Origin of the sequence: Micromonospora sp. SL1-18 (genome assembly GCF_047921505.1) — a bacterium.
Taxonomy (GTDB): domain Bacteria; phylum Actinomycetota; class Actinomycetes; order Mycobacteriales; family Micromonosporaceae; genus Micromonospora.
Window position 1 is genome coordinate 56,559 of sequence record NZ_JBLROA010000034.1, and the last position, 6,119, is coordinate 62,677.

Sequence of the window (6,119 nt, forward strand, 5' to 3'; positions counted from 1 at the left end):
CGTACGACGGATGGATCCCTGGGCGTCCGGCCGGTGTCCTGACAGTGGGCGCAGGACGCAGGTAGAGGGGGCGCGATGAGGACATGGGGCAGGGTGGTGCTCGGGTCGGTGGTCCTGGCGGCGGGGTGCACGACGGCCGCCCCGTCCGCGACGCCGGCCACCACCACCGCGGCGAGCCCGGCGGTGCCCGCCGCGACCGGCTGTGCGTCGCGGGTCGAGACGGGGGCCCTGCCCGACTGGGCGGACGAGGGGTTCAGCAACGTGCCCGCCACGATCCCGCACGTCTTCGGCGCGCAGGGCGAGATCGTCGCGGTGCTGTTCGCGCATCCGCTGGTTTGGGAGCGGAACGACGGCATCAACAACAAGATCCTCTGGGTCTCCCGCCCCGCCCCGACGCCGTCCGACCCGACGTCGGCGGCCGACCTGTTGATCACCGCGACCCTCGACGGCACCGACACGCGGGTGACCCGGGAGGTCCCCGGGGGGCCGGGCCCGTCGATCATCGATCTGCCGCAGGCGGGCTGCTGGCACCTTGACCTACGCTGGTCCGGGCGTACCGACACGATGGATCTGGTCTACGCCGACGGCCGGACCGCGTCGGGTGGCTCCTGAACCGGCCGCCCGCGGCCCTCGTCGCGATGGGATCCACCGTTTCAGGCTTCTCTCAGCTGTCAGGGGGCACGCTTGAGGCAGCCGGCCGTATGGGGGGAGCCGGATCAGCCGTGGAGCCGACGACGCGATGAACTATCACCTGTTCCAGCTCATCAACGCCGCAGCCGGACAGAACGACCATGTCGACGACGCCTTCGAATGGGCGGCCGTCTGGTTGATCTACGTGCTCGGCGTCGCCGCGGCGGTGCCCGTGCTGGGCGGTCTGCGCCAGGCGCGGGCGGCGGCGGTGGTACGCGTCGCGGCGGTGCTCGGCGTGGCGTTCGTGACCGGGCAGGTGGTGGGGGCCGTGAGCACCGAGGTGCGACCGTTCCAGACCCATGCCGTGCACCAGTTGATCTCGCACGACCCGGGGTCGTCACTGCCCAGCGATCACGCCACGGCGGCGTTCGCGGTGGCTTTCGCGGTCGGGGCGTTTCTGTCCTGGCGCTGGGGGGCGGCGCTGTCGGTGCTGGCCATCATCGTTGGATTCGCCCGCATCTGGACCGGCGTGCACTACCCGGCTGACGTGCTCGTCGCCGCCGTCATCGGCGCGGCCGCGGTCGGCGTCGTGGACGCCGGCGGGCGGGCGTACGACCGGTGGGCGCGGCGCCGCCGGCCGAGCGCCGCCACCGGCCACTGACCCACGACCATCTGGGCGTACCGGTTCTGCCTGCCCCAGACGCCGCCGGACACGCTCGCCCGCGGCGTCTCCCGCCGGATGGCCGCGCCGCGGGACGTGACGCCGCCTCTTGGGCCCCAGTCGCCACCCTCCTGAGCTGCGTGTTCCTTTTCTCCGCTTATGAGTGGATATGGGGTCTTGTGTCGAGCTTGCCTCACTATGCTCGGAGGTGACATCCAGTACTCGACCCGGGGCTCCTGATGTGGTTCGTGTTGCTCGGGTCCGCACGCCAACAGGACGCCGACCACGGCGGCGCCGCAGGGCGCCTCGGGGCCTCGACCGCCGGAACCACGGAGATGCGTGAGTCACGATGAACGACGCGGAAACCATGGTCCTGCCCCGGCTCCGGCCGGCGGAGGCCAGCGGGGAGGACCCCTGGGGGGAGGGCCCTGGTGCCGTCCCCGGTCGCCCGCCGGCCGTCACGCCGGTCTGGCGGATCGCCGCGTGGCTGGTCCCGGCGTTGATGATGGCCGCGCTCAGCGCGGTCAGGGCCGGCGGACCCGGACCACGGGCCGAGGAGGTCCCGGCCTGGCACGCGGCCACGTCGTCCTGGCGGGACATCCTGCACTGGGGCGAGGTCACCGGCGCGCCCTACCACCTGCTGATCCGGGCGTGGGCGGAGGCGTTCGGCACCTCCGAACTCGCCCTGCGCGGACCGTCCGTGCTGGCCATGACCGCCGCGGCCGCGCTCGTCGCCGCGACGGCGACCAGGATGTTCGGGCCGGGCACCGGTCTCCTGGCCGGTGCGATCTTCGCGCTGCTGCCGACCTCGGCGCGGTACGCGCAGGAGGCCCAGCCGTACGCGTTGACCCTGCTCGCCGCGGTGCTCGCCACCGCGCTGCTCATGCTGGCCCTAGAACGGCCGACGGTATGGCGTCTGATCGCCTACGGCGGCTCGGTGGTGCTGCTCGGGCTGTGCCACGTCGTCGCGCTCCTACTGCTCGTCGGCCACTGCTGGACGGTGTTCGCCTTCCGGCGCGGGGTGGCGGCCCGCTGGCTGGCGGCCGTCGCGGTGGGCGTGCTGCCGGCAGCCGCGCTGCTCTGGTCCGCGATGGGACAGGGGGCGAGGCTGGGGTCGGTCTACCACCCGAGTTCGCGGCTGCTGGCCGAGCTGCCCGGACAGCTGTTCGGCCGCGCCGCGGTGGGGGGTGTGTTGCTCGGGCTGGCGCTGTTCAGCCTCCCGCTGCGATATTCCGCCGCCGTCTACTCGGCGTGGGCGGCGGTGCCACCGCTCGCGCTGCTGCTCGTCGCGCAGGCGGCGCCGATCTGGGAGCCGCAGTACCTGCTCTTCACGCTGCCCGCCTGGGCAACGCTCGGCGCGGTCGCCCTGGTCCGGTTGGCCACCCGGCGGACGGATCTCTGACCGGTCGCCGCGTTCGCGAGGTTCGCACCACCAGTTCGATTGTCCGCTCAGCATCAGCCACCGCCGAGGGCGAGCAAGATCCAGACTCATGGGGGAAACGTGGCCGTCGCCGCCGAAACACGCCTAGCCACGAAACGGGGGCCGTCCCGCGACGGTCCACCGGTGGGTCCGTCGGCGCGGCCGCCATCCGGTCAGCGCCCGGACCGACGCCAGCTGAACATCAGGGCGCGGCTGGCGTACGCGAAGTGCGGGGTGACCGCCGGACCGCTGGTGGCGCCCCGGCACCCGCGGGCACCGGTCGAGTTCCGCCACGTCGCCTCGCCCGCGGCACGGGTGATCCTGACCCTGCTCGTCCTCGTCAACAGCGCGGCCGGGCTGCTGTTCATCGGCTGGCTGCTGCTTCCCGAGCACGTACCCGGGGCGGGCGTGATCGGGCTCGGCGACTGGCGGACGATGGCGGCCCGGCTCGGCTTCTGCGTGGTCGTCGGCGTCGAGCTGATCCGCCTCGCGCAGAACGTGGTCGTCTGGGTGTTCGCGTCCAACGCCAAGGACCCGGTCCCGGTGGATCCACCGGTCGGCCTGCGGGTGGCCCTGCTCACCACGATCGTGCCCAGCAAGGAGCCGCTCGACGTCGTCGAGCGCACCCTCCACCGGCTGCGGCAACTCGTGTACTGCGGCCGGGTCGACGTGTGGATCCTCGACGAGGGTGACGACCCGGCGGTGAAGGAGATGGCCGCGCGGCTCGGGGTACGCCACTTCAGCCGTAAGGGCCGGCCGGAGTACAACCAGCCCAGCGGTGAGTTCCGCGCCAGGACGAAGTCGGGCAACCACAACGCCTGGCGGGCCGAGCACGAGCACCGGTACGACGTGGTGGCCAACGTCGACCCGGACCATGTGCCCCTGCCCAACTTCCTCGAACGGACGCTCGGCTACTTCCGCGACCCGGACGTCGCCTTCGTGGTGACGCCGCAGGTCTACGGCAACATGCACCAGAATTTCGTCGCGCACGGCGCCTCGGTCCAGCAGTACCTCTACAACGGGCTCATCGCCCGGGGCGGTAACGGTCTGGACGCGCCGCTGCTCACCGGCACCGGCCACCTCTACCGACCGGCGGCGTGGCGGAGCATCGGCGGCTACCAGGACTCGATCATCGAGGATCACCTGACCAGCATCCGTATCCACGCCGCCGCCAACCCGGAGACGGGCAACCAGTGGAAGGGCGTCTACACCCCCGACGTGGTGGCCATCGGCGAAGGCCCGACGTCGTGGGCGGACTACTTCAACCAGCAGAAGCGGTGGGCGGCCGGCATCTGCGAGATCATCGTCCGTCCGGAGCTGCGCGCGCCACGGGCCCTGCGGTCACGACGGCGCTGGCAGTACCGCCTGCTGCAGTTCTACTACCCGAGCGTGGCGGTCAGCCTGCTGCTGGGCAACGTCGCCACGGCGATGTACCTGCTCACCGGGGTGAGCACCGCGCAGCTCGACGTCACCGTGTGGTCGATGCTGTGGGGCTCGACCATCTGCACCTGGTTCGTGCTGTGGCTCTGGCTCCGCCGCTTCAACATCGCGCCCCACGAACGGGAGGAGATCGGCATGGTCGGAATGGCGCTGGCGCTGTTCGCCGGACCCGTCTACGTGGCCGCCGGCGTCGGTGCGCTGCTGCGCCGGAAGCTCGGGTTTGTCGTGACGGCCAAGGGGAAGCTGCGTACCAGCGAGTCGCTCGGCACCTTCCGGGTGCACCTCTGCTGGGCGGCCGTCGCCGCGGGCCTGCTCGGCGGGAGCTTCGTGCTGGGTAACGACTTCGCCCTGCTGCGGGTGTGGCCGGTCCTGACGATCCTGACCGGCCTCGGTCCGCCGCTGATCGCGCTCGGCTCGAATCTCCGGGCCAGGCGGGAGCGGCGCGATGACCCGGCCGAGGTGCTCGCTCGCGCCGGGAGCGAGGAGCGCCCTGCGCCGACCACACGCGTGGCGGCTGACGGGGGTGTGCGATGGTGAGGCTGACCGTTCCGCGGGTCCTGATGGCGGTGCTCGGCGCGTTGCTGCTGGCCTACGCTTTCGCCGTGGCGCCGGCCACCCTGCCCGGGAGCCGGGACGACGCCAGGTCCGACCGGCTGGCGCGCGCCGAACCGAACTCGGTGGCGACGGCCGAAGCCGAGGCGGTGGCGGCGACCGAATCCAGCCCGCCGCCGGCCGAACCCAGCCCGTCGCCGCCGCCGGGCCCGCAGCTCTTCCCACCGGCCGGTAAGGCGTTCATCGGGGTCATGACGCACAAGGGGCCGTACGACTTCGCCGCGGTGGACGCGTTCGCGAAGGCCGCGAAGCGCCAGCCGCAGGTGATGCTCTTCGGCGCGGGGTGGGCGTCGGACCGGTTCGACCGGAAGCTGTTCGACCGGATCAGCGGCCGGGGCATGCTGCCGATGCTGGGCTGGGAACCGTGGGACTACGGTGTGGACGCCGCGGCGCGCGAGAAGGGGACGCCCCGCCGGCAGATCGACAAGATCCGGTCCAACCAGGCCCGGTACCAGTTGTCCCGGATAACGCGCGGGGACTTCGACGGCTACCTGTGGTCCTGGGCCAAAGGGATCAAGTCGCTCGGATACCCGGTGGCCGTCCGGTTCGCCCACGAGATGAACGGCGACTGGTACCCGTGGTGCGAGATGTCGAACGGCAACCGCCCGGGCGACTACGTCAAGGCCTGGCGGCACGTGCACGACGTGTTCCGGGCGGTCGGGGTCAGCAACGTCATCTGGGTGTGGAGCCCGAACGCCAACTGGAGCGGCCAGACGACGAAGCTCGCCACCCTCTATCCGGGCGACGGCTACGTCGACTGGGTGGGCGTCACGGGCTACTACGGCACCGGGGCCTTCGCGAAGTACCGGTCCTTCGACGCGATCTTCAACGAGACTATCGAGGAGATCCGCACCTTCACCAAGAAGCCGCTGGTCATCACGGAGACCGGCGCCTCCGACAGCAGCGGGCGCAAGGCCGAGTGGATCAAGCAGACCTTCCAGATGCTGCCCGCCCACAAGGACATCATCGGACTCGTCTGGTTCGAGGTGGACAAAGAACGGGACTGGCGCATCGCGAATTCCCCCGCCGCGGCGACGGCCTTTGCCAAGGCGGTCGCCGCTCCCCGGTACGACTTCACCTGGTCGCCGGACCTGCTCCCGCGCACGGAACTCGACGATTGACATCCTCCCCCGCTTAAAAGCGGGAGATTCCCGCTTCCCGCGCCGCGCGAGGTCGACGGTGGGTGGGTGGTCGACAGGAAGTCTTTCGGTTCCTGTCCCGGGCTGCCCGCCCGGTGTGTGGGGGCGGCGCCTCGGCGGCGTCCCTGATGTTGGTCGCGGCGTTCACGTCAGCGTTGGCCTGGTGTCCGCAGGACCCGCACCGGAACGTCGCTTGGCTGAGACGAAACTCGGGCCT

Annotated in this window: 6 protein-coding genes; 5 read left to right on the forward strand and 1 reads right to left on the reverse strand. The window is 71.5% G+C overall.

The genetic code is table 11. The features are described 5' to 3' along the window. The first annotated feature begins 75 nt into the window (after positions 1-75). From ACNAW0_RS18060 to ACNAW0_RS18080, 5 genes are all read left to right on the forward strand, one after another. Entirely contained in the window at positions 76-612 is a 537-nt protein-coding gene (locus ACNAW0_RS18060) for a hypothetical protein (protein ID WP_416289065.1), read from the forward strand. A gap of 127 nt (positions 613-739) precedes the next feature. Further along, complete coding sequence (locus ACNAW0_RS18065; RefSeq protein WP_416289066.1) at positions 740-1,291, forward strand: phosphatase PAP2 family protein; 552 nt, start codon at positions 740-742, stop codon at positions 1,289-1,291. A gap of 349 nt (positions 1,292-1,640) precedes the next feature. Further along, entirely contained in the window at positions 1,641-2,693 is a 1,053-nt protein-coding gene (locus ACNAW0_RS18070; protein WP_416289067.1) for a glycosyltransferase family 39 protein, read from the forward strand. Positions 2,694-2,855: 162 nt separating this feature from the next. After that, a complete protein-coding gene (locus ACNAW0_RS18075; RefSeq protein WP_416289068.1) occupies positions 2,856-4,688 on the forward strand; it encodes a glycosyltransferase family 2 protein in 1,833 nt (610 codons plus the stop codon). Then, positions 4,682-5,884, forward strand: a complete 1,203-nt coding sequence (locus tag ACNAW0_RS18080; RefSeq protein WP_416289069.1) for a glycoside hydrolase family 26 protein — start codon at positions 4,682-4,684, stop codon at positions 5,882-5,884. Before ACNAW0_RS18075 ends, ACNAW0_RS18080 begins: the two co-directional genes overlap by 7 nt. A gap of 13 nt (positions 5,885-5,897) precedes the next feature. On the opposite strand, the gene ACNAW0_RS18085 is transcribed toward ACNAW0_RS18080, so the two are convergent. Next, positions 5,898-6,119: zinc ribbon domain-containing protein (locus tag ACNAW0_RS18085; protein WP_416289070.1), on the reverse strand; the 222-nt coding region annotated here is incomplete at its 5' end.

Bases quoted from the DNA above. Each gene is read 5' to 3' on its own strand.
- ACNAW0_RS18060 (WP_416289065.1), top strand. From the start codon at position 76: ATGAGGACATGGGGCAGGGTGGTGCTCGGGTCGGTGGTCCTGGCGGCG.
- ACNAW0_RS18065 (WP_416289066.1), top strand. From the start codon at position 740: ATGAACTATCACCTGTTCCAGCTCATCAACGCCGCAGCCGGACAGAAC.
- ACNAW0_RS18070 (WP_416289067.1), top strand. From the start codon at position 1,641: ATGAACGACGCGGAAACCATGGTCCTGCCCCGGCTCCGGCCGGCGGAG.
- ACNAW0_RS18080 (WP_416289069.1), top strand. From the start codon at position 4,682: ATGGTGAGGCTGACCGTTCCGCGGGTCCTGATGGCGGTGCTCGGCGCG.